Annotated in this window: 20 protein-coding genes; 3 read left to right on the top strand and 17 right to left on the bottom strand. The window is 38.9% G+C overall.

Annotated features, from left to right (window positions below; genetic code table 11):
- Positions 1-22 precede the first annotated feature (22 nt).
- From uraH to rpiA, 17 genes are all read right to left on the bottom strand, one after another.
- A complete protein-coding gene (uraH, locus tag PO903_RS13710; RefSeq protein WP_273593694.1) occupies positions 23-373 on the bottom strand; it encodes a hydroxyisourate hydrolase in 351 nt (116 codons plus the stop codon).
- Positions 374-901 (bottom strand): 2-oxo-4-hydroxy-4-carboxy-5-ureidoimidazoline decarboxylase, encoded by a 528-nt coding sequence (gene uraD / locus PO903_RS13705; protein ID WP_273593693.1) that lies wholly within the window; start codon positions 899-901, stop codon positions 374-376.
- A 281-nt stretch (positions 902-1,182) separates the two neighbouring features.
- Positions 1,183-2,775, bottom strand: coding sequence for a PucR family transcriptional regulator (locus PO903_RS13700; RefSeq protein ID WP_273593692.1), 1,593 nt, complete (start codon positions 2,773-2,775; stop codon positions 1,183-1,185).
- 306 nt (positions 2,776-3,081) lie between these two features.
- Positions 3,082-3,519, bottom strand: coding sequence for a GNAT family N-acetyltransferase (locus tag PO903_RS13695; protein WP_069326349.1), 438 nt, complete (start codon positions 3,517-3,519; stop codon positions 3,082-3,084).
- Between the two features lie 85 nt (positions 3,520-3,604).
- Positions 3,605-4,366: a class I SAM-dependent methyltransferase gene (locus PO903_RS13690; RefSeq protein ID WP_273593691.1), complete on the bottom strand. Its 762-nt coding sequence runs from the start codon at positions 4,364-4,366 to the stop codon at positions 3,605-3,607.
- Between the two features lie 164 nt (positions 4,367-4,530).
- The gene (locus PO903_RS13685; protein ID WP_273593690.1) at positions 4,531-6,258 is read right to left on the bottom strand and encodes an ATP-binding protein; all 1,728 of its coding nucleotides are present in this window, start codon (positions 6,256-6,258) and stop codon (positions 4,531-4,533) included.
- Between the two features lie 28 nt (positions 6,259-6,286).
- Positions 6,287-7,381, bottom strand: a complete 1,095-nt coding sequence (locus PO903_RS13680) for a cobalamin B12-binding domain-containing protein (RefSeq protein ID WP_273593689.1) — start codon at positions 7,379-7,381, stop codon at positions 6,287-6,289.
- A 236-nt stretch (positions 7,382-7,617) separates the two neighbouring features.
- Positions 7,618-8,085 (bottom strand): hypothetical protein, encoded by a 468-nt coding sequence (locus PO903_RS13675; RefSeq protein ID WP_273593688.1) that lies wholly within the window; start codon positions 8,083-8,085, stop codon positions 7,618-7,620.
- Complete coding sequence (locus tag PO903_RS13670; RefSeq protein WP_273593687.1) at positions 8,082-10,097, bottom strand: S9 family peptidase; 2,016 nt, start codon at positions 10,095-10,097, stop codon at positions 8,082-8,084. Before PO903_RS13670 ends, PO903_RS13675 begins: the two co-directional genes overlap by 4 nt.
- Before the next feature lie 85 nt (positions 10,098-10,182).
- Positions 10,183-11,046: an ABC transporter permease gene (locus PO903_RS13665; protein WP_137222612.1), complete on the bottom strand. Its 864-nt coding sequence runs from the start codon at positions 11,044-11,046 to the stop codon at positions 10,183-10,185.
- Positions 11,047-11,080: 34 nt separating this feature from the next.
- The gene (locus PO903_RS13660) at positions 11,081-11,998 is read right to left on the bottom strand and encodes an ABC transporter permease (RefSeq protein ID WP_069326344.1); all 918 of its coding nucleotides are present in this window, start codon (positions 11,996-11,998) and stop codon (positions 11,081-11,083) included.
- A gap of 94 nt (positions 11,999-12,092) precedes the next feature.
- On the bottom strand, positions 12,093-13,628 hold the full coding sequence (locus PO903_RS13655; RefSeq protein WP_273593686.1) for an ABC transporter substrate-binding protein: 1,536 nt from the start codon (positions 13,626-13,628) through the stop codon (positions 12,093-12,095).
- A gap of 34 nt (positions 13,629-13,662) precedes the next feature.
- Entirely contained in the window at positions 13,663-14,895 is a 1,233-nt protein-coding gene (locus tag PO903_RS13650; RefSeq protein WP_273593685.1) for a M20 metallopeptidase family protein, read from the bottom strand.
- Entirely contained in the window at positions 14,892-15,650 is a 759-nt protein-coding gene (locus PO903_RS13645; protein WP_273593684.1) for a FadR/GntR family transcriptional regulator, read from the bottom strand. Before PO903_RS13645 ends, PO903_RS13650 begins: the two co-directional genes overlap by 4 nt.
- 216 nt (positions 15,651-15,866) lie before the next feature.
- Complete coding sequence (locus PO903_RS13640) at positions 15,867-16,349, bottom strand: MarR family winged helix-turn-helix transcriptional regulator (RefSeq protein ID WP_425415566.1); 483 nt, start codon at positions 16,347-16,349, stop codon at positions 15,867-15,869.
- Positions 16,350-16,476: 127 nt separating this feature from the next.
- Positions 16,477-17,103, bottom strand: a complete 627-nt coding sequence (locus PO903_RS13635; RefSeq protein WP_069326340.1) for an FMN-dependent NADH-azoreductase — start codon at positions 17,101-17,103, stop codon at positions 16,477-16,479.
- Between the two features lie 194 nt (positions 17,104-17,297).
- Positions 17,298-17,984, bottom strand: coding sequence for a ribose-5-phosphate isomerase RpiA (rpiA, locus tag PO903_RS13630; protein WP_069326339.1), 687 nt, complete (start codon positions 17,982-17,984; stop codon positions 17,298-17,300).
- A 176-nt stretch (positions 17,985-18,160) separates the two neighbouring features.
- On the opposite strand from rpiA, the gene PO903_RS13625 reads away from it, so the two are divergent.
- The 3 genes from PO903_RS13625 to PO903_RS13615 all read left to right on the top strand — a co-directional run bounded on the left by PO903_RS13625 (position 18,161) and on the right by PO903_RS13615 (position 24,513).
- Positions 18,161-18,358: a hypothetical protein gene (locus PO903_RS13625; RefSeq protein ID WP_069326338.1), complete on the top strand. Its 198-nt coding sequence runs from the start codon at positions 18,161-18,163 to the stop codon at positions 18,356-18,358.
- A 489-nt stretch (positions 18,359-18,847) separates the two neighbouring features.
- Positions 18,848-20,605: a methyl-accepting chemotaxis protein gene (locus PO903_RS13620; protein WP_069326337.1), complete on the top strand. Its 1,758-nt coding sequence runs from the start codon at positions 18,848-18,850 to the stop codon at positions 20,603-20,605.
- A gap of 185 nt (positions 20,606-20,790) precedes the next feature.
- The gene (locus PO903_RS13615) at positions 20,791-24,513 is read left to right on the top strand and encodes a non-ribosomal peptide synthetase family protein (RefSeq protein ID WP_273593683.1); all 3,723 of its coding nucleotides are present in this window, start codon (positions 20,791-20,793) and stop codon (positions 24,511-24,513) included.
- Positions 24,514-24,530: the final 17 nt, after the last annotated feature.

Genomic DNA, 24,530 nt, shown 5'->3' with positions numbered 1-24,530 from the left:
TATCCAGCTTATTTCAAATAGATCAACTTCCGCGATATGTACTATATCCACCGGGAGCGACCAATAAGGGAATATGATAATTTTGCTCGGTATCTACAATATGGAAACGTAAAGGAATCTGTTCCCACAGTAATGTTTCTTCTGTGCTTGTACCGATATTTCGATGATAATCGCCTACATAAAAAATCAATTCGTACACTCCTGCTTGTATATCTTCCCCTGATAACAATGGTTGATCGACACGTCCGTCTGCATTGGTGATTGCGGTAGCCAATAATGCTTGCTTTGCACTATCATAAAGTTCGACTTTAACCCCTTGTGCGGGTATACCTTGTGCCAAATTTAATACATGCGTTGTTATTTTACCGCTCACTCACTCCACCTGCTTTCTGTATAGATTACGCTCCTCTGCCCACATTTGAAGTCTTAATCCTGCTATCGTATGTACTTGTCCAAGAGCAGTTTGAAATTCTTCTGTAGCTGATCTACCGGTTCGTTGACGCATGGATTCTAGAATTTGATCTGTACTTTTTCCTTTGACAGCTAGAATAAATGGAAATTGATATTGGTCGGTATAATTGCGATTGAGTTCAGCTAGCTGTTCAAATTGTTCTGCTGATAGTCCAGTCAATCCCGCTCCTGCTTGTTCCGATTGTGAATGTTCACTCATTTCTATTTTGGTTCCCAGATCTGGATGCTGTCTTAATAACGTTAACTGTGTTTCTTGACTGGATTCAGCCACTATATTTTTCATGGTATTTAACATGTCTTGTAAAGTATTGAACGGTTGATGCTCCCATGCTTGCTCTGTAATCCAAGCAGAATGTTCATATAATCCGCCAAATTGCTGTAAAAATTCTTCTTTTGACCATAACTGCCATGGTTTCTGTGTCATTTCCATTATTATTCCTCTTTTCGTTCGTTCTTTTTTATCATTTTACGTAAGGTTATTGAACATATCAACTAAACACCTATAAATTTGTTATATAACATAACATTGAAGTGGTGTTTTGTGAATAATATAAAAAACCCTTAACAGAAGGCAAGGGTTCATCTACATATAATCAGCAAACCTAGATATAATCAGCAAACAGAAAAAGTCTATTCTTTACGTATAGCAACCAGATAGCCATCCAAAGAAATCGGTAACCTTTATCCAATACTACCCTAATCTGCTATCGGCTAAGACTGCTGTTTATCTTTCAAAAATTTGCGGAACGTAAATACCATTTTAAGCTTGAGTAGATCGTTTGTTTTTTTGAAATCCATCTGCAATAATCCACCAATCTTATCCATTCGATACGTTACTGTATTGCGATGCACATACAACTGCTTAGCCGCTTCATTAATCAATCCATCATTTTCAACAAAAGCTTCAAGGGTATTCATAAGTACCTGATTGGGATCGCTATCTTTGATCAGTAACGGTTCCAGTATCTTATGACAATACGTCTCCATAATATTCTCCGGTACATGTTGAAATACATACGCAAATTCCAATGTCTGAAATTGTAAAGCAATATGCGTCATTCCAAATCGCTTCGCTAACTTGCGTGTCTCCAATGTTTCCTGATACGCTTCACGTAATGAACTGGGTTCCGTCTTAATCTTACTGATCCAAAAGCGCGGACTACCTCCATCATGACTAAGTGATTCCATATCTTCAAACCGATTCATCAAAAACGTAGACAACTCTTCACCATAATCACGCTCGGATGGACAAGCATAGATCGACAATATACCTTCTTCAATCCGAAAATGCTGAGAAGGAAATAACTGCATGAGCGGATTATATTGTAACTCTTGATGAATCTGTGCAAGACGCTTTTCAGAAGAAAAAGCTTGAGGTTCAAGGGTCGTTAATACACATTGATAAGGACCTGTGAATAACTGAACACCTAATCGTCCTGTACCCTCGGTAAGATCATCCAGAGACATTCGCTTGGATAGATATTGTGTAATCAGTGTACGCATCTTATCTTGCACACCTGGATTCACATGTTCACGGTAAGTAGTATCCATATGGAAGGCTAACACTTCTGCCGCTTGCTGAAATAACTCCTCTTCTTCTTTCAGGAGCATCGAGCTATCTGTGAAAACAAGCAAAAATCCATATTGCTCACTACGCTTCATAATCGGTACACGGTAACAGCTACCAAGGTTCCATTTCACACGGGTAGGTGACATTTTCCACGGCCATCCTTGCAGTACATTGTCTCCGCCTTCGCCACCATTATAGAGAATATGTCCGCGGGAGCCAATAATCGCAATCGGATATTTCAAAATATCTTCCAGTACAGCAAAAACATTTCCCTGTTGATCCTGATTAAGCGCAAACTGCATAAGACGCTTTTGCTTATGTAAAACCGATTGCAACAGTTTGGTACTCCGTTCATGTTCCGCTTGAAAAAGAGCATTCATCTGATCGGAAAAGGTAAATTGAAAAGGAAGCTCAAGCAGTGGAAATTGTAAACGATCGGCTTCATCAATGATCGCTTGTGGAATCACTTCCCAGAATCGTCCTAACTTGACTCCTAGACCTGCACAACCACGCTCATTCAATTTACGCATCAGCTTGATCGCTTCTTCTTCACTGTCTTTCATAATAAAAGCAGTTGTAAATAACATTTCTCCACTTTTGATCCAGTCGGCGATATCTGGCGCGTCCATAACATTCACTGACTTCATCAGTCGTGATGTTCCCCGGGCACCCGCAACAAGGCGCGCTTCAGATAGAGGGTACACTGCGAGCGCTTCTTGAACCGTTAATTGCATACGAGTACCTCCTATTCCGCTAACATCTCTACGAAATTCCAAATAATATTGTGATGTATTATAACATACAAATCATTTGCATTAGTATAACGATTATTTATACCTTTTCTCTTATGACTCGATCTAAACAAAAAATACACCCTTCTATCCACTATAACTTCGATCTGCATAGGGCAAGATCTAGGTTAATAAGGACAAAAGAGTGTATTCAGATACAATAATCTTCTATTGCGTGAAATAAATCAAACGATAGTAGTTCAGTTCAAGATTATATGATAATCCTTATTACGATTTTAACGACTGTAATTACTCATCGTCTTCTTCAACATCATAACGACAGATATAGCGTTCTGAAGCTGCATTCAATTCACCATTGCCAATAACAGTAAATCCAATATTGCGGTAAAATTCTGCACCTTCATCATCAGCTTCAGCCAATAGAACAGCAGGCTCTGCTGTTTCTAATAATTCTAGTAAAATGCCACGTCCATAGCCTTTACCACGTTCGGCTGGTGTAATCGCTAAATGACGTACACGCAATGTGTATGGTGCTTCGCCTTCTTCTGCGCAACCAATAACACCGATCCATTCGCCTTCTTCTTGGTATCCGTATAAATGCATATGATCCTGTGTACTATATTGGTGTATCACTGCTTCCAACACTTGAGGATCAGGAAACACTGCATACGATAATAATTCCTGTAATTGAGGTTGTTCTAATCTTCCATCGATCCGTTCTAACACACTGTATTCCTCCTGTACGGTTTGCTTGACTACTTCTCTATTTTACATGATGTGTCAAACCGCTACACGATTTCATTTCATATCCTTATATATCTGTATCTTTTCCGACTTGTTCTAACACTTCAGGGTGAGGTTGTGGATCTTCTTTACAAGCAGCAAATGTGATCCAATTACCTTGAAGTTCGATTTCTTTATTGTCTTTCGTTTCTTCGATCGCTTGTGCTACCGCTTTGCGCTCGATAATATTCCAACCTTCATAATATTGATGTAATAGACTTACCAATTGCTCTGTGGTCAAATTCAATTCAATATTACCTTCTTCTGCTCCTCCTGTCTGTTGATCGACCTGTTGGACGGAAGAAGTCATCGAAATCAGATGAATACCACCTGTACGAGTACCTGCTTGCATATTCGCAATCACTTTTTGCAAAGATTCTTCAGAAGATACATGTTCTAAGCATCCGGTAGCGATCATATAATCGTATTCTTCTTTGGCAATCTCGTAACTTTCCACATCACTGGTCACCGCTTCAATTCGATCAGCCACTTTATATTCTTCTGCATATTTTTTCAATTGATCTATCGCAGAATCTAACAAATCGACTCCAACGACCACACCGCCTTGAGTGAGTTGTTGCGCTACTGGAATCGTATGTCTACCTACACCACAAGCCATATCAAGCACTTTAGGAGCCGGTGTATATTTTTGCAGTCGCTCTAATAACTCCATTACAATCGGTGTAGGCCCTGCCATCCATGTACCCGGTTCAAATAATTTATTTTCTTCGTAAAACTTTTCGTGGTAATCTGACTCTGATTCTCTAGCTGTATCAAATGTTGCGCACATCCATATCGCCCCTTATTTCGAATTTGTATATATACCATTACCCAATTATTTATCCTTTCTAAAGGAAGCATTCAATTTATTTGTATAGACATATATGTAAAAGAAAAACCTCCAATCAAAACAAAAAACGGAACCTGCTTTGTGCAGACTCCGTACTATCGTTTTTATTTGATTAGATGTTCTAGTTCCCGACATGCTTTCTCATAAGCAGGTACCAGTAACTGTACAAGCTCCTGAACACCTCGCAAGTCGTTTTCTTTAGCAAGACTTTCAATCTCATGCAGTAATTGTGCCATATATTGAATACCTATACTCAAGCTACCTGATTTCAGTTCGTGTGCTGCTTCAGACAGTGCAGTTGCATCTTTACGAAGCACTAACTTTTGTAATCGTTCTAGCTTGTTAGGTGTCTCACTTTTGTACATTTCGATCAGTGTCCGTAATATCTCTGGATCTCCATCATCATTGAGATCTAATATTTCCTGAATAACACTCATATCTAATGCTTTTTCATGAACAATATCAGGCAGCCATTTACGCATCATTATCGTTAAACTTTCCAGATTAACAGGCTTTGTCAAAATATCATTCATACCTGCATCCAAGCATTTCTGACGATCTTCCTGACTTGTATTTCCTGTTAACGCAATGATAGGTACAGGAGAACGCATTTCTGCTGTTTCCAACTCACGTATCTTATGAGTGGCTTGCAGACCATCCATAATAGGCATACGATTATCCATTAAGATCAGATGATACGTATGACCCAAATACTTGGATATCGCTTCTTGTCCATTACTCACTGTATGCACCTGTTCCATACCCATTTTTTTCAACTGCAATTGAATAACCTGACGATTGATCGGATTGTCTTCTACAATTAATATCGATTTATCTGTCTGCTTGTGATGCAGACTTGAAGGCAATTTCAGATGTTCGCTTTGTTGACCACCCAAATGATTAGAGATCAATTCTGGAGTATCCGAAGAAGTTTGAACTTTTTTGAGCGGAATATCGAACCAAAAAGTTGATCCCTTATTTTCTTCACTTTTCAAATCAATCGTTCCTTCCATCAGCTCTACAAATGACTTGCATATGGAGAGCCCCAGCCCTGTTCCTTCTACATTATTTTTTCCAGGTTGATCGGCTTGTGCATAAGGCTGAAACATATTTTTTTGATTCTCTTCTGAAATGCCGATTCCGGTGTCTGTAACTTCAATGTGAAGAATCTGTGAATTTGCACTATTGTGTTTGAGTTGTATACTCACTTCGATGGTTCCTTGATTAGTAAATTTATTAGCGTTACTCAGTAGATTAAGCAAAATTTGTCTTATTCTACCTCCATCACCGATCAATTCATTTTCTACTCGATAATCGATAAAAGCAGAAATGATGTTTTGATTTTTTTGCGCTTTCGGCTGGCTTAGTCGAATAATATGATCCAATAACAATCGTAGATCAATCGGCTCTTCTTGCAGTCTCATTTTGCCTGCTTCCATTTTGGAAAGATCAAGCATATTGTTAATCATACTGAGCAGTAACTCAGCGGATTCTTGAATCAACATCACCGATTGTTTTTGCTCATCCGATAATTCAGAAGTCATCAAAATTTCTGACATTCCGATCATTCCATTCATCGGTGTGCGTATCTCATGAGTCATGATTGCCAAAAAACGAGAGCGAGCTTGATTCGCATGAATCGCTTCTTCTTTGGCTGCATTTAATTCAGCATTGGTCTTGGCTAGTTGACGTTGTAACGTAACCATTTCATTATTCATTGCCGAAAATTCAGACAGAATTTGTTCTTCTTGATATTTGCTTTTGATCATCTTATGGGAAAGATCTTCGATCGTTTTACGCAAAATCGTGATTTCTTGTTCAGCATTCGTCATTGCGTTCATCTTCCCTTCTAAAGGCTATTTAACCTTTTACCGAGGGCTGGCTGCCTGATTGGTTCAGGGCTACTAAGCTTGTCGCTACTTCAACAGCTTTATTTGCATCAGGTGCAAAACCATCTGCCCCAACTCGCTTCCACAGTTCCCTGTCAATATTAAACGGCAATCCGCCGACAATGATTTTGACATGTCTGGTTGATTCTTCAGCGCGAATTTTTTCGATCAAGTCTTGCACTAAATGAACGTGAAAGGTCATTGTTGCAGAGATAGCGATAATATCCGCTTGATGTTGCACTATCGATTGTAAAAGACTGTGATCTGGAACATTAGCACCTAGATAGTAAGTATCCCAGCCTTCCATTTCAAAAAAATCAGCCAACATGCGAATTCCGATCTCATGTTGTTCTTCTCCTACACAAGCCGCAACCAGGCGATATCGCTCTTGTCCCGCACTGATCCAATAAGGATACAGACGTGAAATAATGCTTTGAGTCGCAGCTGTGCAGAAATGTTCTTGTGCAATATTGATTTGGCTAGTCTGCCATAATCGACCGATCTCATATTGTACAGTCTGGAATATATGAATGTATATGTCTTTGATAGGAGTATCGTTTTCAAGAAGGTGTACGATCAGCGTGTAGGCTTCTTTGCGTTCTGTACGTAGTAAGCAATCTAAATATTGCTTAGCTTCTTTTCCTAATAACGAGGTTTCCACAATATACGATGATTGAAATTCAGTTGTTTGAACATGCTGTATACCCATATCCAAATAGTCAATCACATTGGACTTATGGGGATGATCAAAACTTTTTTGGAGCGCTTTTTTGATGGCATTCAAGTTCACTAATAAATCTTGTTCGGATACTCGATATCCATTTAAAAGCACTTTAAGCCATGAAATATAATTCATAAACAAACTTGGACTCTTCATCAATACACTTTCAGCTAAATAACTAAGGGTATATAAAGAATCTTGTTTGGTTCGTATTCTGCCGTTCGGTCCGAATCGTTGTATCAAATCAGGTTGCTGACGATATTGCATCTGTGTGACCTTTTCTGCAAATCGATTCGCTTCTGAGATTAACTGTTGTCCTGCTGTACCTTCTTGTTGTAGTGCCATGCGTGTGACCTCCCTGTCATAAAGACCTTACGAGGATCAATTCGCCTGCACAGATCGTAAGATGTATTTACAACTGCTGTTTATTATTCAGCTTATTGTCATATCCAGAATGTATACCTTGGTGAAATTTTCCCATAGATTGATGAATTAAGCAAGTTCTATAGGTTGCATTTTATACATAAAGCCCACTTTTAAGCCTTAGATAAATGTAAAAAAACAGAAAAAGCTGTCAAAAATCAACAGCTTTCGTTTTTTAAACGTATTTGTATAGTTGTAGAATATGAATCCGTTTGCAGTTCAGCTACCATTTCCCATTGAATACCTATTCGTTCCTCTAGCATATCCTTCTGATCTGAAGTCAATCTCAATCCAGACAACCTATTTTCATGTTGGCTATAATCTTTATGCTCTTGTAATTGAAAGCGCAATTTGAGTAATCGTTTCACTCCACCAATATGAATAAATTTGAAGCGATATCCTTCAATCATCGCTCGTTCCCACGGATCGTTCATTTCAGTAGCGATATGTAGGCGATCCAGCATATCCATATTAGGATCATCTACTTTGGATACAATGGTTGCAAAGTCTTTGTGATGAATAAAATCGAGCAGTTGAGCAGCAGGTATTCCACTGCTCAAACAGTTCTCAATCCACAGACCTACTGGTAATGACAACTTCACTTTTTCCAGAAATGGTTCTTTCATGGATTCACCTCTATTGGGAAATGAATATGTTGCTTCACCCAGTCGTTGACATGGCTCAGTAGATCAACACGATAGCTAGGCTTTCCGCTTTTTAACACTGTATGATTTGAATCAGGATAACGTACCATTTTGGTTTGTTTTCCTTGCCGTTTTAGAGCGGTATACAGTTGTTCACTCTGTTCGATAGGGCAACGCATATCTTGTTCACCATGAATAATAAGCAGTGGTGTATTGATATGCTGTACATGAGCAAGAGGAGATTGCGACCATAACTGATCAAAGTCTTCCCATGGATTCCCACCTACGATCCCTTCTGTATACGAAATACCAATATCACTAATTCCATAAAAGGATATCCAATTGGAAATACAGCGCTGTGTGACAGCCACACGAAAACGATGATCATGAGCAATAATCCAATTGACCATTAATCCTCCATAACTACCACCGCATATCCCTAATCGCTGTTCATCTAATTGAGGATGATGCTGTAATACATGATTAACAGCTTCGATAAGATCACGATAATCACCACCACCGAAATCTTGACGACATGCTTGTGCAAAATGTTGACCGTATCCAAAGCTACCACGCGGATTAAGCATTAACACTGCATACCCTTGCGATACTAATGTCTGCATCTCATGGCTATACACATCAGAGATCATAGCATGAGGCCCTCCATGAATCTGTAAAATCAGTGGTATGTTATCGCTATTGTCTGTAACTTGTACAGGTTTCATCAACCATCCTTGAATCTTAATTCCGTCTTCATGGGTGTACCAAAATGATTCTGGAATAGAGACTTCATGTTGAGATAACCACAGATCTGCTGTATGTGTTAAGCGATAGGGATCACTTGATAGATGATGAGCTACTGGATCAACTGGTAATTCTACCAATTCATAAGGATGATTAGCATCTGCTATCAATGCAACAAATCGATCTCCTTGTGGAGCAACTACCAGCTGATGAATATCTTTTCCACCTGTGGTGATTGCAGTACATGTTCCTTGATTAGTGATTCGGTAAATATCTACACTTCCTTGATAGGTTCCTAGTACATAGACAGATTGTCCATCTATATCGTAGATCGGTCCTGGAATAGCCGCAGCTGACTTCATATCATTCAGTATAAAATTACCGAATTGAATATCAGAGTATGGAGTGAGCGAGTCTATCTGCCCGGTTGAACGATCCACACGGTACACTTGATTCTGAGTTCCACTTCCATATTCTCGATTATTAGCAATACATGTCCATGACTGTCCATCCGGTGCATACGCAAATTGACTGATAGTAAGGTCATGTCTGGTTTGTAATTCGGTCTGCTCAGAAGCCATATTTAAAGTATACAAATCATTATAAAAAACTAGATCCATATCGCTATATATAATAGAAGGTTTTTTTTGAGCAAGGTAACTAATTTCGGTTCCATCCGGTGACCAGACAGGATAAGAAGCATCAAATTCACCGCTTGTTAATTGCTTTATTTGACGATGTTGTAATTCTAATAAAAATAAATGTTGGTACGTTCCATTCCATAATCCAGAACCTTCTGCTTTGGGCGTCGTTCGCTCTACAATATGTCCACGATCAGGTAAATGAGCTTGCTTTTCATATTCACCTATTACTCGGCTAGTCATAATTATAGAACGTCCATCTGGTGACCAGCGGAAGAATCCAATACCACGTTCCAGCTTACTATATGGAGTCATAGATCCAGAAGTATAATCCAGTATCCACAATTGAGGTTTTTTATCGGTTTTACGAATAAAAGCTAGATATCGTCCATCTGGTGACCAGCTAGGCGCTGTATCATAATCGCCATCAGTGATCCTTTTGGTGTGTTTACGATCTGCTGAAATATAATAAATATGCGTTTTGTACTGATTATGTTCACGATCAATGATTTTATGCATATAAGCTATAGATCCATCTGGATGAATAGAAGGATCGCTTACCCATTGATAATCGTACAAATCTTCTGGTTGTATCGCCTTTTTACTCATCACCCTAGTCTCCTTCACTTATCACGTTCTTATCTATACTTCATAATTGTTATAGGGATCGTTATATTGATATTGGCAAGGGTCTTTACGATTGATCATTTGTAATTCGAGGATCTAATTTATCCCGCAACCAATCTCCAAGAAAGATAACTCCCAATACTGTAAATGTAATCGCCAATCCTGGAAAAGTAGCGACCCACCAACTGGTTGCAATATACTGTCTGCCATCACTCAGCATTCCACCCCATGATACATCTGGTGGCTTAATCCCTAATCCGAGAAAGCTTAGCGACGCTTCCATTAGAATCGTTGTCGCTACATTCATACTGGAAATAACGATCAACGATGACATCACATTTGGTAAAATATGATGGAAAATTAAGCGACCTTGCCCTGCGCCTGCCGATTGTGCCGCTTTGACAAAATCACGTTCTTTAAGACTTAATACTTCACTACGAATGACTCTTGCATACGATACCCAGTTGGTTAATCCAATCACGATAATTAAAGTGATCAATCCCGGCTGAGTCACAGCTAATACAACCAATGCTAATAATATCGAAGGAATCGCTAGAAAAGAATCTGCAACCCGCATAATAATGGCATTAATCCATTTCCCATAATATCCAGATAATAATCCCAGTACAGCTCCGATCATGCCGGACACCAATACTGCTCCTACACCAACAATTAAGGATACCCGAGCTCCATATACAATTCGGCTCCAGATATCACGACCTAGATTATCTGTGCCTAACCAGTAAGTCGACTCGCCTCCATCTAACCATACCGGTGGCTTGAGTCGTTTTAAAGGAGCAACCGAAGCTGGATCATGACTCGCTAACCACGGTGCAAATAAAGCACATAATACAACCGCTACAATAATCAGCAACCCCAATGTGCCGGTTTTACTTTTTAATAACTGACGGATCATTCCTTGATCAGGCATGTCTACCCCATCCTTTCTGCCGATTGGTTCCTGATCAACTGTATCTAATACGAGGATCAAGCAGGCGATACGAAATATCAGTCAATAGATTTCCTATAATGACAATCAATGCGATCACAAATACAGAAGCCTGTACAATCGCCATATCATGCGTGTTTACTGCTGTTACTAACAATTGCCCTAGTCCTGGCCAAGCAAATACGGTTTCAGTAATCAATGTGCCACCGATCAGACTGGTAAATTGCAATCCTACAATCGTGACAACAGGAATTAAGCCATTACGAAAAGCATGCTTCATAATAATAATAAATGGACGTAACCCTTTACTCTTCGCAGTCAAAATATAATCCTGATTCAGAATTTCAAGCATACTGGAACGCACCAAGCGGGTCATCTGTGCACCAATTCCAATCCCCAGAGTAAAAGCAGGCAATAACAAATGCTCTATTCCTCCTCTACCGGAGACAGGTAAAGCACCTAACATTACTGAAAAGAATAAAATCAGCATAATCCCCATCCAAAAGTTAGGCATTGCTTTGCCAATCACAGAAATACCTGATATCAATAAGTCGGTAAATGTATTACGCTTGACCGCAGACAAAATACCGAGTGGAATCGCCATAATAATCGCAAAAATCATCGCTGCTACCGCCAACTCAAAGCTAGCGGGTAATCGTTCTAAAACCAGTGGTAAAGCAGATTCTCCATAACGAAAAGAAGTTCCAAAATCTCCTTGCAATGCGCTTCCTAGAAATGTGATGTATTGCTTATACAGTGGTTGATCCAATCCGAGTGCCTCTGTAAGCACAGCGCGATCTTCTGCTGTAGCCGTTTCAGGTAACATTAACGCTACAGGATCACCGGTCACCCGCACTAAAATAAATACAATTAACGATACCAGTAGCAATACCGGAATCACCTGAAGCAGTGACTTTATAATATAGCCTTTCAATCCAATCACCTCCGTACCTCGTATATACTGAACTTTTGCCGATTTTTATAACAAAAAGCAGGGAAGACATATGGCTATCCCTGCTTTAATTTGTTTATCCATTCACAGGTGTAATATCATCTGCATAGAACATTTCATCACTTCTTGGCGTAAATTTCACACGGTTATCTGCTCCATAAATTCCTTCCATTTGGAACAAATACACTGCTGGGCGATCTTCTGCCAAAATCTGTTGTACCTCTTGATATTGTTTTTCACGTGATGCTGGATCCATATTTACAAGCGCATCTTGTAATAACTTTTCAACTTTAGGATTGTTATAATCCGTTTCCCCTGCTGCTTCTGTTTTGAGATAACGATTATAGTTATTGGATGCGTCAAATAATGAATTACCTATGCCGATCATAAAAATTTCTTTGAATGATTTGGAACTGTATCGTTCACTAAAAGCACTTGGTTCTAGCACTTCCAGATTTGCTTTAAATCCTGCTTCATTCAGCATAGCCGCTACCACTTCAGCATATTCTTTGTATTGAGAAGAGACCGTCATATTCAGTTCTGCTCCTGTATGACCGGATTCTTGTAATAATTGCTTCGCTTTGGCTGGATCGTATAATGTCTGTTTGTATAGCGAAGGATCTGCTCCAAAGTTACCCGGTGTAACAGATGTACGAGTCACAATCCCTGCTCCGCCTGCAATACTGTCTACAATCCCTTGCTTGTCAATCACCAAGTCAATTGCTTCACGTACTTTCGGATCAGCTGTGACTCTACCCTCTGTTTCACGCAAAATTAATTGAAGTACACGTTGGATTGGAGCTTTAACGATTTGTTTGCCTTCTTCGCTCTGAATACGTTCTACATCGGTAGAAGGAATACCTGAAGCAATATCAATGCCTCCTGCTAACAATTCAGATACACGGGTAGAAGCTTCAGGGATTGAGCGGAACACAACCGTATCCCATTTAGGTGCTTCTCCAAAATACTTATCATTTTTGACCAGTTCTACACGGTCATCTTTTGTCCATTTGCTGAACTTGTAAGGACCTGTCCCGACTGGACTTTTAAGAAAAGCATCGATTCCTTTTTCTTTGATATATTTTGAAGGTAGAATGCCTGCTCCCATTTTGGACAAACGATTTAATAATAGTGGATCAGGACCATCTGTGATCATATCAACGGTGTAATCATCGACTACTTTTACTTCTTTAATAGATTTGAAATACGAGTTTTGTTTGAGCGCACTATCTTTGGCTACACGATCAATCGTGTATTTCACATCTGCGGCTGTGAACGGATCACCATTATGGAAAGTAACGCCTTCACGTAGCTTGAATCTCCATGTTGTATCGTTTACTTGTTCCCATGAAGTAGCCAGCACAGGCACTTTCTTTTGTTCATTATCATTTTTGACTAAATAATCGAACATGTTGACCAGTACAGCTTCACTAGAGGTATTGTTATTGTTATGTGGATCAAAGCTTTCAATATCAGTCGCATTCCCGATCGTTAATGTTTTGCTATTCGTAGCTGAATCTGTAGATGATTCTTTGCTACTAACACACCCTGCTAATACAATCGCGACCACTAACAATAATAATCCACTGGTTATCCATGATTTTGTTTTCATTTTCTCCACTCCACCCTTTTAAATCGTACTTTTTTTATTGATGCGTGTGACGGATCGGTTGATCCAAATAATGTAATGCCATAGCAGACAACATCGCTACACCATAAGGAAGTGCAGATTCATCAAGATCGAACATGGGATGATGCAATGGATATGAAGTCTCAGGTTGTCCATTACTTGTCCCTAAACGGAAAAACACAGCAGGTACTTGTTCAGCATAAAAAGCAAAGTCTTCGCCACCTGTAGAAGGTCGAGTATATTGCCACTCCGGCCCTTCTGCCATCAGATCGCAAGTAGCAGTCAAAAAATCAACCATTTGATTATCATTTTTGACGACAGGATAATTCATGTGGTAATCGAGTTCGTAATCAGCTCCAAAGGAACCTACAATCCCTTCAATAACCTGCTTAATCTTCGTAGGCATTTGCTGACGGATATCCGCAGATAATGTGCGTACTGTGCCTACCATTTCAACTTCAGAAGCAATCGAAGCTGCCATTGTTCCTCCTCGAATCTGTCCGATACTGACAACAGCTGTTTCTAATGGATCGATCATTCGACTGGTAACATGTTGCAGGGCAGAAATGACTTGCGCTGATACGGCTATCGCATCAATACCTTCATGCGGACGTGCTCCATGTCCTCCTTTACCAATAATACGAAGTGTGAAAAAGTCAGCTGAAGCAAAAGCGACTCCTTTACAAACAGATACTTCACCGATCTGCAAACTCGGATAAACATGTAAGCCTGTCATTGCATCCACATGCGGATGCTCCAGTACCCCATCTTTGATCATGGCATCGGCTCCGGCTAGCCCTTCTTCCGCCGGTTGAAAAACGAATTTGATATTACCGGATATCGGTCTACCCAGACTACTTAGTAATTGAGCTGCACCCATTAAAATGGTTGTATGTGCATCATGACCGCACAGATGAGCTTTACCGGCGGTTTGCGAAGCATAGCTCGTATCTTTGGCATCTTGTATCGGTAAAGCATCCATATCTGCTCGAAGTGCAATTGTTGGTCCGGGTTCTATACCACGCAACAGTCCGACAACACCTGTTTTGCCTATACCCGTCTGCACTTCAAGCCCTAGACTTTGTAAATGCTCTGCTGCAATCGCTGAGGTTCGAACTTCCTCATAACCAATCTCAGGATGTCTATGTAGATCACGTCGCCATGTAGTTAATTTTTCTTGCATAGACTGCGCAGCAGGTAATAACTGCGACAGTCTCACTTGTATCCCTTGCGGATCAGAATGATTCATAAGGATTCACTCTCCTTTTCTTGAGTTCGGATATCATGATCAAATACTCGATGATAGATCGAAGAGGCAGACTGTTCAATATGTTGACGCATCAATATTCGAGAGCGTTCACCATCATGTGCACGCAGTACATCTAACAATTCGAAATGGCTATCTGAATTGCGTACCCGTACTTCTTGACTATAAGGCATAAGATCAAGTGCAGGATTGATCTTGGTACGAATCTCTCGTACTGCTTTTTCAAAATAAGCATTATCAGATGCTTTGGCAATCATCAGGTGAAACTTCACATCCAGCGCACGAAATAACTCGCGTGAACAATCTTGTTCAATACTCATCTCTAGATACTGCTGTAGTTGATGTAACTGTTCGACTTGAATATGCTGTGCAGCTAGAAAAGCAGCTTCTGGTTCAATAATCAGACGGTATTCAAATACTTTGCTCCATGACTCCCAATTACTCGCAATCTGTTCACGGTGACGATGATGAGAATTGAGCGTTAAAGGTAAAACAAAGGTTCCTCCTTTAGCCCCGACACGCTTTTCAATCAATCCCTCTTCTTCTAATCGAGAAAGAGCTTCACGTACCGCTAATCGGCTAGCATTGAACATAACCGCCATATCTCGTTCATTGGGAAGTTGTTCTTCAGGTAGTAATTCTTTTAAAATAATCGATTCTTCTAATTGGTCGAAAATAAAATCACTAACTTTTTTAGGAGAAACTTTCTCAAATTGTTGTGGAAAATAAGTTCGCATGTCTTCCTCCTGATTTAAAAAGTAATGAGGATATAGTGTTAATTGTTCTAATTGAATGGTATAAGGTACGAACTTTAGACCATTTAATAAGGCGACAAAAAGTGACTTTTATTTAATATACTCTCTGTTGGAACAGAGGTCAACGATTATTCATACCAAAACGATAGGTTTTATCAATTTCAAATAAAAAAGCCTAATCAGTGGTATAATCACTGATTAGACTTCTTTGTTCGCGGCAGCATATCCTAGCTTTTTGAGTAATGGAATAATATCTAATTTCTCATCATGATTTAACCCTTGTGTAGCTTTGATAATAGCTTGTTTGTGACCTGTAAAAATGCTCTCAAAAAATTGATTGCCTTCTTCAGTTAGCTCTGCAAAAATAACACGACGGTCATTATCACAAGCACGACGGCATAACATATTTTTCTTTTCTAACTTGTCGACCACATACGTGATATTCCCGCTAGAAATCAGTACTTTTTGCCCTATTTTCTGCAATGGCTGTGGATTCTCGCTGTGATACAAAAAGTCCAATACACCAAACTCAGTTGGGTTCAGACCATAACTTTGAATATCATCATTCACCTGATTCATTACAGCCTGATAAGCACGTGACAATATAATTAACAAATGAAGAGATTCTTTTTCTTCATCATTTTCCATATCTGGATTCGGTTGAATCGACGAGTGTTTCATCTATGAAACCTCCTAACTATCATAATCGTTATATTCTAAACATATAGCGCCTGCGATGTTTTTCATTTAAATTCAGAAAAATATACGCAGACGCTTTATGATTTTATTTCAATAAAATACGTTTAAATTAGAAGCTTTGTGCAACTGTTGCTGCATTTTGAAGACCATCAGCAACGATTTGTTGTGAACGATCCGGGAATGCGTTGTGACCTTCGATGATGAATTTCTCAACATCTGTAATACCCCAGAAGCCAAGCAATGTTTGTACATAACGTACAGCCAATTCGATATCAGCGCCAGGACCTTCAGAATATACGCCACCACTAGCGTGTAACAACATTACTTTTTTACCACCAGCAAGTCCTACAGGACCTTCAGCAGTATATTTGAACGTTTTGCCAGCTTGAGACAAGTAGTCGAAGTAGCTATGCAATACAGCAGGAACAGCAAAGTTCCACAATGGGAATGCAATAACCACTTTATCAGCACCCAAAAATTGAGTTAAGTATTTGTTTACACGGTCAACAGCCGCTTGCTCTTCAGCAGATACTTCCATACCTTGAGAAGCTTTGAAGTTAGCACCTAGAACAAATGCATCATAGTAAGGAATATTTTCAGCAAATAAATCAAGTTCTACCACTTCGTCTTGTGGATGAGAAGTTTTGTAGCTGTTTAGGAATGCTTCGTATAGTTGTACGCTGACTGCTTGATCAGCAGGACGGTTATTCGCTTTAACAAAAAGAACTTTAGACATGGATGAAATCTCTCCTTTTATTTGGATACTGTAATAGTATCAATTCATAAATCTTAATTTAAAGATAATATATAAATACACTTTTGTCAACTATAAATTATATAGTGTACTGATAGCAGTTAAACTAAAAGCAACCATCTGATCACTTCCTCTATCAGACAGTTTCTTTTAGTTTTTAGCTTGCTTTATTATATTTATGAACGACGAGCAGGTGCACGTAATACTTCGATAACGCCACTTTCATAAGCAACAACAACTGCACTAGCCATATTAATAAATAATCCATTATCTACAACACCTGGAATATTATTCAACTGATGATGTAATCGTGCTGCATCCTCAATCACATTGAAATGACAATCTACTGTATAGTTGCCATTGTCTGTTTTGAACACATCGCCATCTTTCGTTTGACGCAATACAGGTTTGCATCCAAAGCTAGCTAATTTCTCAATCGTCCACTCATGAGCAAAAGTAACCACTTCTACAGGCAAAGGAAAAGCGCCCAGTTTCTGTACCACTTTATTTTCACCTGTAATGATCATCACTTGACGACTTCGAGCGGCTACGATTTTTTCACGTAACAATGCGCCTCCGCCCCCTTTAATGAGATTAAGATTAGGATCGACCTCATCTGCACCATCAATTGTAAGATCAATTTCTCCTACTTCAGCAAAAGGAATGATGGGTATAGACCACTCCCGTGCTAGATTTTCTGATTGAACAGAGGTTGCTACTGCACGTATATGTAGTCCTTGCTTCACACGTTCACCAATTTTTTCAATAGCATAAGCCGCTGTAGAACCTGTACCTAGACCAACCATCATCCCTTCTTCTACCCAATCCACTGCTTTCTCCGCCGCTAACTTTTTGATATTCATGACCTGTTCACTCCATTATTTAGTCTAATAATTTATTGGATACGATGTTATGGATATGAAATAACAGAATGAGTCTCATCCATAGATTTCATGTAACATTTGCACTATACTGAATACGGGTGAATATTCTCAGCATCATACTATACACATTCACAAATTAAAAGGAGCTTACTATTATGCGAACCGAAAATCAGATCAAATCCAAACTCAACGAATTGACATTGCAGAAAAGAAATATCCAGACACGCCTTGAGGGTCTAACGCCTGAAACTGCTTCTTATACCTCGCTCAATGAACAACTTGCTCGTATCGAAGATATGTCCAATATGCTTGAATGGGTACTTAATGAACCGCTAGGAAAATATCATGCGTAATCATCTTATATCCTATTTTATCTGAATGTATTCAGAATTACAAAAGCAATTCCTCTCTAATTTCTATCCTTCTTATTGCAAAAAATGACAAAAACTATATAATTCTAAATATTTTTTAGGTCTTTTGGTTCAATTCTATAGAACTATGTTTATAAAGTTAAAGAAAATTACTAACTACTATAAATTATTGGAATACAAATTCCGACATATAGAAATGAGTGTTACTGTGCCATTTTTTACAGCTTTATGGAAATAAAGCGACAAATTATTCGAAACAAGCCGATTTATGGGTCATACTAAATACCTAATTTGCTTAGTTCTCTATTAGTTGATTTGTTATTTTATTTCTTATTGATTGTTGTCAACAAACAGGCTCACAACAATCCTTATCCATCTACAAAATCTTAGATTGTTGACTACGTTGACCGATAAGCTTTATAGGGAGTCACGCAACCTTAGATTCACCAACCAAAAATAGGAGTGAGAGCATTGAAGAAAATCAGTAGACTATCTTTTTTCGCTAAAAATTTATTAATCTCAGCAGCTAGTATCATACTTATCGGAGTCATCTTGTTGGTAAGCAGTTATTTTACCCAGAAAACGATCTTAATCAATCAACTTCATGGTCAAGTTCAAGCGGTAACCGACACTTTTGCACAAGGTATTACTCTTGCTGATGTTGAAAAACTTGTGGCTGAAAAAAGTTATGAGGGTGCTAAACAAACAGAAATCCGTAGCTACTTAGATAATATCAACAAATATAATCCTAACATTTCTCAAGCTTACATTTTCGGGACGGAATTGGCAGACGGTAATAAAACATCATTGATCGCTGTGCCAACTAAAGTTATGGAAGCTTTAAAACAGGGAAATATCGATATCGGATATTTGTACGAACAACCTACTGAAATCGTAAACGGAATTCAAGAAATGCTCAAAACGAAGCAACCTACTTTTACAAGTTTCTACACCGATGATCTTGGACTATGGACGACTATTTTGTATCCTATTCAAAATGGTGACGGTAAAGTTGTTGCTTACTTTGGAGTAGATGCAGATGCAAGTGCTGTACCAGAAGGTCTGAATCAATTGTTAGTGCGTGGTATTACGATCATGGTACTCTTCCTTATCGTTATCTTCTTACTTCAATTCTTTGTAGTTCGTAGAACACTAGCTCCTCTTCGCGAATTGATTCGTGGAATTGAAGATGTAAGTAAAGGTAATCTAGATATTCATATCAAAACAGGTAAAGATGATCTAGGGATTATCAATCACAAATTTAACCAAATGGTTGAAAAAATGAACAGTGTTATCGTCAATGTACAATCTGCTTCTCAACAAGTTACTGAATCTGCCAAAATGCTAATGGATACTTCATCTGACAATAGTGAGCGTTCATTAACATTGATTAGCAATATTCAAGACATCGCTAATGGTATGAAATATCAAGAAGAAGCTACAGAAGATACAGCTAAAGCAATGGGAGAAATTTCAACCGTTATTCATACGATTGCTAACAACTCTTCCAACGTAGCAGACCAAGCGTATTCAATGGAGCAAAAATCAGTAGAAGGTAATAAAGTCGTTAACCAAGTAACAGAACAAATGACATTGATCTCTCGTTCTGTACATGATACTTCCAAAGCAGTTGAATTGCTTGAAAGTCGTTCACAAGAAATCGGTAATATTCTAGGTATTATTACAGGAATCTCCGGTCAGACTAACTTGCTTGCTTTGAATGCATCGATTGAAGCAGCACGTGTAGGTGAACATGGACGTGGATTTGCAGTGGTTGCTGGAGAAGTTCGTAACCTTGCAGAACAGTCTGCTCAATCTGCGAACCAGATCAGTACTTTAATCACTGAGATTCAAACAGAGATCCAAAATGCAGTAACTGCAATGAAAAAAGGAACAGAAGAAGTGGAATATGGTCTATCTATTGCTGACCAAACTGGCAAACTGTTTGCCGAAATTCAATCTGTAACTAAACAAGTAACCGAGCAAATTCAAGATATTTCTAGTGCTACTCAAGAAATCTCAGCAGGTACAGAAGAAATGACAGCAACTACAGAGAACCTTAAAACAACAGCAAGTGTTGCAGCAGAAAATAGCGCTAAAGTATCTCAGCACGTTGAAGGTCAAAAATCTTCGATTATCTCGACCACAGATGCAGCTAACCAACTTTCAACAATGGCTGAACAACTTCAAGAATTGATCTCTCATTTCCATGTACGCAAAATAGATTAATCTGATTTAGGGAAGAATGCCTTCCACAGAACTTGTGGACGGCATTCACTTTCTATCCTAATATCTTTATTTTAAGAAAATTATATATTTTATTTCATCATTAGATCACATTTAATTCACATATATCGCTTACTCTTTTCTCATATCTACCATTACAGCGATCAACTTCAAAGGAGAGATGTTCTATGTCACTGTCGGAAAATGCCTTTACACCTAACGAATATATTCAATTACCTGCTTTGCAAATTCCACTAGATCAAGCAAGACAACAACAGAAAGATACGTTTGCTGTTTATCGTTTTGACCTAGGTGCCAAAATTGCTTTATACATCGGGACATTAGTCAATCCTATTGAGCGTCAAGCTGTTCTGTTTTCTGCTTACCTTGGATGGCTTTATCGAATCTCGGGGGAACACGAGATTCATGCAGTATCTGGATCAACAACTGGACTTTTCCCTTTTTCTCTTTCTATCGAAGATTATCCTTATTTTCAGTCTTTAGTCGACTATGTTGCTTCACAACTCGATGCAAGCCCAGCTACATCTCCTGTAAAAAGCGAAACGGTTTTTCATTTTGGACAGCAGATTCCTGCACAACCTGGACAAGTCATGAACTGGACATTAGAAGCTCATGCCACCTCACTCTCTATTGCGATTGAATATAACGATTCTTTACTAACAGCAGCAACGATTGAACGCTTTGCGGATTATTATATCCGTTTGTTAGAAGGATTATTAGATAATACAGCACTTGCTATTGGTTCTATTGATATATTAAATGCTCAAGACCACGCGATCTATCAAGAAATGAATAACACTGCTTTCCCTTATCAAGATCAACAAACGTATCATGGCGCTTTTGAAGCTGCTGTAAATAAATATCCTCAACATACTGCTATTTCTTTTCAAGGGACAGAATATACGTATGAAGAGTTGAATCAGCGCGCTAACCAAGTTGCACATTTGTTGTTAAGACAAGGACTGCAACAGGGTGAATTTGTAACGATGTATATTGATCGCAGTCTGGACAGTGTGATCAGCTTACTAGGTATTATGAAAGCTGGCGGTGTCTATGTACCTGTAGATCCTTCTCATCCTGATGAACGCAATCACTATATTGTACAAGATACCCAATCTGCTTTTGTATTGATTCAGCACAAATACAATAATAAAGTTCTTCAACTGACTGAAGGTATTACCACATTACGAGGCATCCTTGATATTGAATATCTGAACTTAACATCTGATCCAGCATTTTTGGTCAATCCGAATATTACTGTATTACCTGATGATCTAGCTTATGTTATTTATACGTCTGGTTCTACAGGTAAGCCTAAAGGTACATTGGTTGCTCATCGTGGCGTAGTCAACTTAGGCGAAATTTTGCAAAGAGAATTTAATGTAACTTCTCAAGATGTGATGACTCAGTTTGCTACTTATAGCTTTGACGGCTCTGTCTGGGAAACAATTGCTGCCCTTTTCCATGGTGCACATTTATTCTTATTAGATGCTGAAGAAAGAGTGTCTATCGAAGAATTTGCAATTGCCATTGAGCGTACACAAACAACAATTGTAACAGCTTTACCTACTGTATTCTTTAATCAGTTATCTGCTTATTTGTCTGACGAAGGTTATGCCAGATTAGCCAGTCTTAAATTGATTGCTGCTGCTGGAGAAGCGTTGTATGGCAAACGTGTACGGACGTTCCAACAGAAAATAGGCAAACCGATTGAAGTGGTCAATGCCTATGGTCCTACTGAATGTACGGTTTGTGCAACTATGCATAAAGTAGATACTACACTTAGTGAAGATGTTGTAAATGTTCCTATTGGACGCCCTATTGATAACTATAAAGTCTATATCATGAACGAATTTCAAATGCTCTCTCCTGTAGGCGTTCCTGGAGAAATTTATATTTCAACTGTAGGTATTGCTCATGGTTATCTGGATCAACCTGAAAAAACAGCCGCAGCCTTTATGCCAGACCCATCCGGTAATGGTGAAAAAATCTATCGTTCGGGTGACTTAGCTAAATTGTTAGCAGATGGTACGATTGAATATGTAGGTAGACGCGATTCTCAGATTAAAATTCGAGGTCATCGTATCGAAATCGGTGAAATTGAAGATAGCCTGAACAAATATCCGAATATGCAAGATGCTGTTGTGGTTCCTAAAGTAGATGAAACCGGTCAAAATATGCTAGTCGCTTACTTTACAACGATTGATGGTACAGCATTATCTCCAGCTGCAATTAAGCAATTTTTGTCTGATCGACTGCCTTCTTATTTTGTGCCTAGATTTGTATGTCAGTTAGACGAGATTCCTATCTCTCCAACAGGCAAAGCAGAACGCAAAAAATTGATCGCTTATGATCATATCGAAATGCAAGAAACAGCTACCGATTATGTCGCTCCACAAAACGAAACACAACAATGGATAGCAGATGCATGGTCAGGCGTTTTAAATAAGCAACAAATAGGTATTCACGATGACTTTTTTGAAATTGGCGGAGATTCTCTGAAAGTACTCCATGTTCTTACATTGTTAAAACCACAATTTCCTAATCTCAAAATAGCAGATCTGTTCGCTTACAAAACGATTATCCAGTTAGCCGAATATGCTCTTCAGTTAGACGATAAAATGAATATTGAAGCAACAAGCCCAACGATTGAACACACTATTGATCTGGTGGAGTTCCCTGCTCGTATTCAAACCAGTTATTCAGGATTGCTGAACACCACTCATGTTTTATTAACAGGCGCTACAGGATATCTAGGATCACACTTGCTGTATGAGCTTTTGCAACAAAGTAATGCTCACATCTATGCCCTTGTACGTAAAACAGGTAGTGCAGCTAGTATAGAACGTCTCAAAGGCACAATGGAACTGTATTTCGGACAAGAAGTATTACGTGACTTTGAAGAACGTGTAACTGCTGTAGAAGGCGATCTAGAAAGTAAGCATCTAGGACTTAGCGATAGCGATTATGAAATGATTACAGAGCATATTGATGCGATTATCCATAGTGCAGCAGATGTTCGACATTTCGGGGATACAGAACAATTTGCCAAATCTAATATTTATTCAACAGCAGAATTACTAGCGATCGCTAGTACACGTCAAGGCATTCGCTTCCATCATATTTCTACGATGGGCATTCCTGAAGATTTATCATTAGAAGGCAAATGGGATCAAGTAAAACAAACCGGCATCCTTGCTGACGATCTTCAAACTGAAAATATGTACACTAACAGCAAGCTAGAAGCAGAAAAATTAATATTTGCAGCTGGAGAACGTGGTATCCCTGTCAACATCTATCGCGCAGGTAACTTATCTAGCCAATCGGTAACTGGTCGCTTCCAACGTAATATAGACAGTAATGCAATGTATCGTATGATCAAAGCGATGCTGTTATTAGGTAAAGCCCCTGCTGCAAATCAATGGATGGACTTTACACCGATAGATTATGCAGGTCGTTCAATTATTCATCTGGCGCTTCAACCGGATACAGCAGGTCAAATGTTCCATATCTGTAACCCACAACAAGTTCATTACGATGATTTGATTGCAATGATCCAAACGTTTGGATATTCGATTGATGTTTTACCAGCTAAAGAATATGCTGAATGGCTGTTAGATTCTTCTATCGAGAAGCAAGCAGATGCTCTTTTGTTAGCAATGGGTCAATTAGATGGTGATGGCGCTAAAGATTCTCCTTACCGACTCGCTAATCCTGAGACTGCCAAGTTGTTAGAGCAACAAGAAGTATTCTGTCCCAAACCTGATTATGAATTTATATCAGCTATGTTGAGTTATGCATCAAGTATCGGTTACTTCCCTACTGCACCTGTACGTGATGTAGCTGATGTCACTGTCGATGAAATGATTTCTAGTGATATGAATAGATAAAATGATAAAATAAGCGT

This window comes from Paenibacillus sp. PK4536 (assembly GCF_028594455.2).
GTDB lineage: Bacteria > Bacillota > Bacilli > Paenibacillales > Paenibacillaceae > Saccharibacillus > Saccharibacillus nuruki.
This window is presented reverse-complemented; position numbering and strand designations above follow the sequence as displayed.

What these genes read in the sequence shown, in the direction of transcription:
- PO903_RS13690 (WP_273593691.1), bottom strand. Translation starts at nt 4,366, where the DNA reads ATGTGCGCAACATTTGATACAGCTAGAGAATCAGAGTCAGATTACCAC.
- uraD (WP_273593693.1), bottom strand. Translation starts at nt 901, where the DNA reads ATGGAAATGACACAGAAACCATGGCAGTTATGGTCAAAAGAAGAATTT.
- PO903_RS13635 (WP_069326340.1), bottom strand. Translation starts at nt 17,103, where the DNA reads ATGTCTAAAGTTCTTTTTGTTAAAGCGAATAACCGTCCTGCTGATCAA.
- PO903_RS13670 (WP_273593687.1), bottom strand. Translation starts at nt 10,097, where the DNA reads ATGAGTAAAAAGGCGATACAACCAGAAGATTTGTACGATTATCAATGG.
- rpiA (WP_069326339.1), bottom strand. Translation starts at nt 17,984, where the DNA reads ATGAATATCAAAAAGTTAGCGGCGGAGAAAGCAGTGGATTGGGTAGAA.
- PO903_RS13650 (WP_273593685.1), bottom strand. Translation starts at nt 14,895, where the DNA reads ATGAATCATTCTGATCCGCAAGGGATACAAGTGAGACTGTCGCAGTTA.
- PO903_RS13655 (WP_273593686.1), bottom strand. Translation starts at nt 13,628, where the DNA reads ATGAAAACAAAATCATGGATAACCAGTGGATTATTATTGTTAGTGGTC.
- PO903_RS13625 (WP_069326338.1), top strand. Translation starts at nt 18,161, where the DNA reads ATGCGAACCGAAAATCAGATCAAATCCAAACTCAACGAATTGACATTG.
- PO903_RS13615 (WP_273593683.1), top strand. Translation starts at nt 20,791, where the DNA reads ATGTCACTGTCGGAAAATGCCTTTACACCTAACGAATATATTCAATTA.
- PO903_RS13685 (WP_273593690.1), bottom strand. Translation starts at nt 6,258, where the DNA reads ATGACGAATGCTGAACAAGAAATCACGATTTTGCGTAAAACGATCGAA.
- PO903_RS13640 (WP_425415566.1), bottom strand. Translation starts at nt 16,349, where the DNA reads ATGAAACACTCGTCGATTCAACCGAATCCAGATATGGAAAATGATGAA.
- PO903_RS13680 (WP_273593689.1), bottom strand. Translation starts at nt 7,381, where the DNA reads ATGGCACTACAACAAGAAGGTACAGCAGGACAACAGTTAATCTCAGAA.
- PO903_RS13700 (WP_273593692.1), bottom strand. Translation starts at nt 2,775, where the DNA reads ATGCAATTAACGGTTCAAGAAGCGCTCGCAGTGTACCCTCTATCTGAA.
- PO903_RS13645 (WP_273593684.1), bottom strand. Translation starts at nt 15,650, where the DNA reads ATGCGAACTTATTTTCCACAACAATTTGAGAAAGTTTCTCCTAAAAAA.
- PO903_RS13665 (WP_137222612.1), bottom strand. Translation starts at nt 11,046, where the DNA reads ATGCCTGATCAAGGAATGATCCGTCAGTTATTAAAAAGTAAAACCGGC.
- PO903_RS13675 (WP_273593688.1), bottom strand. Translation starts at nt 8,085, where the DNA reads ATGAAAGAACCATTTCTGGAAAAAGTGAAGTTGTCATTACCAGTAGGT.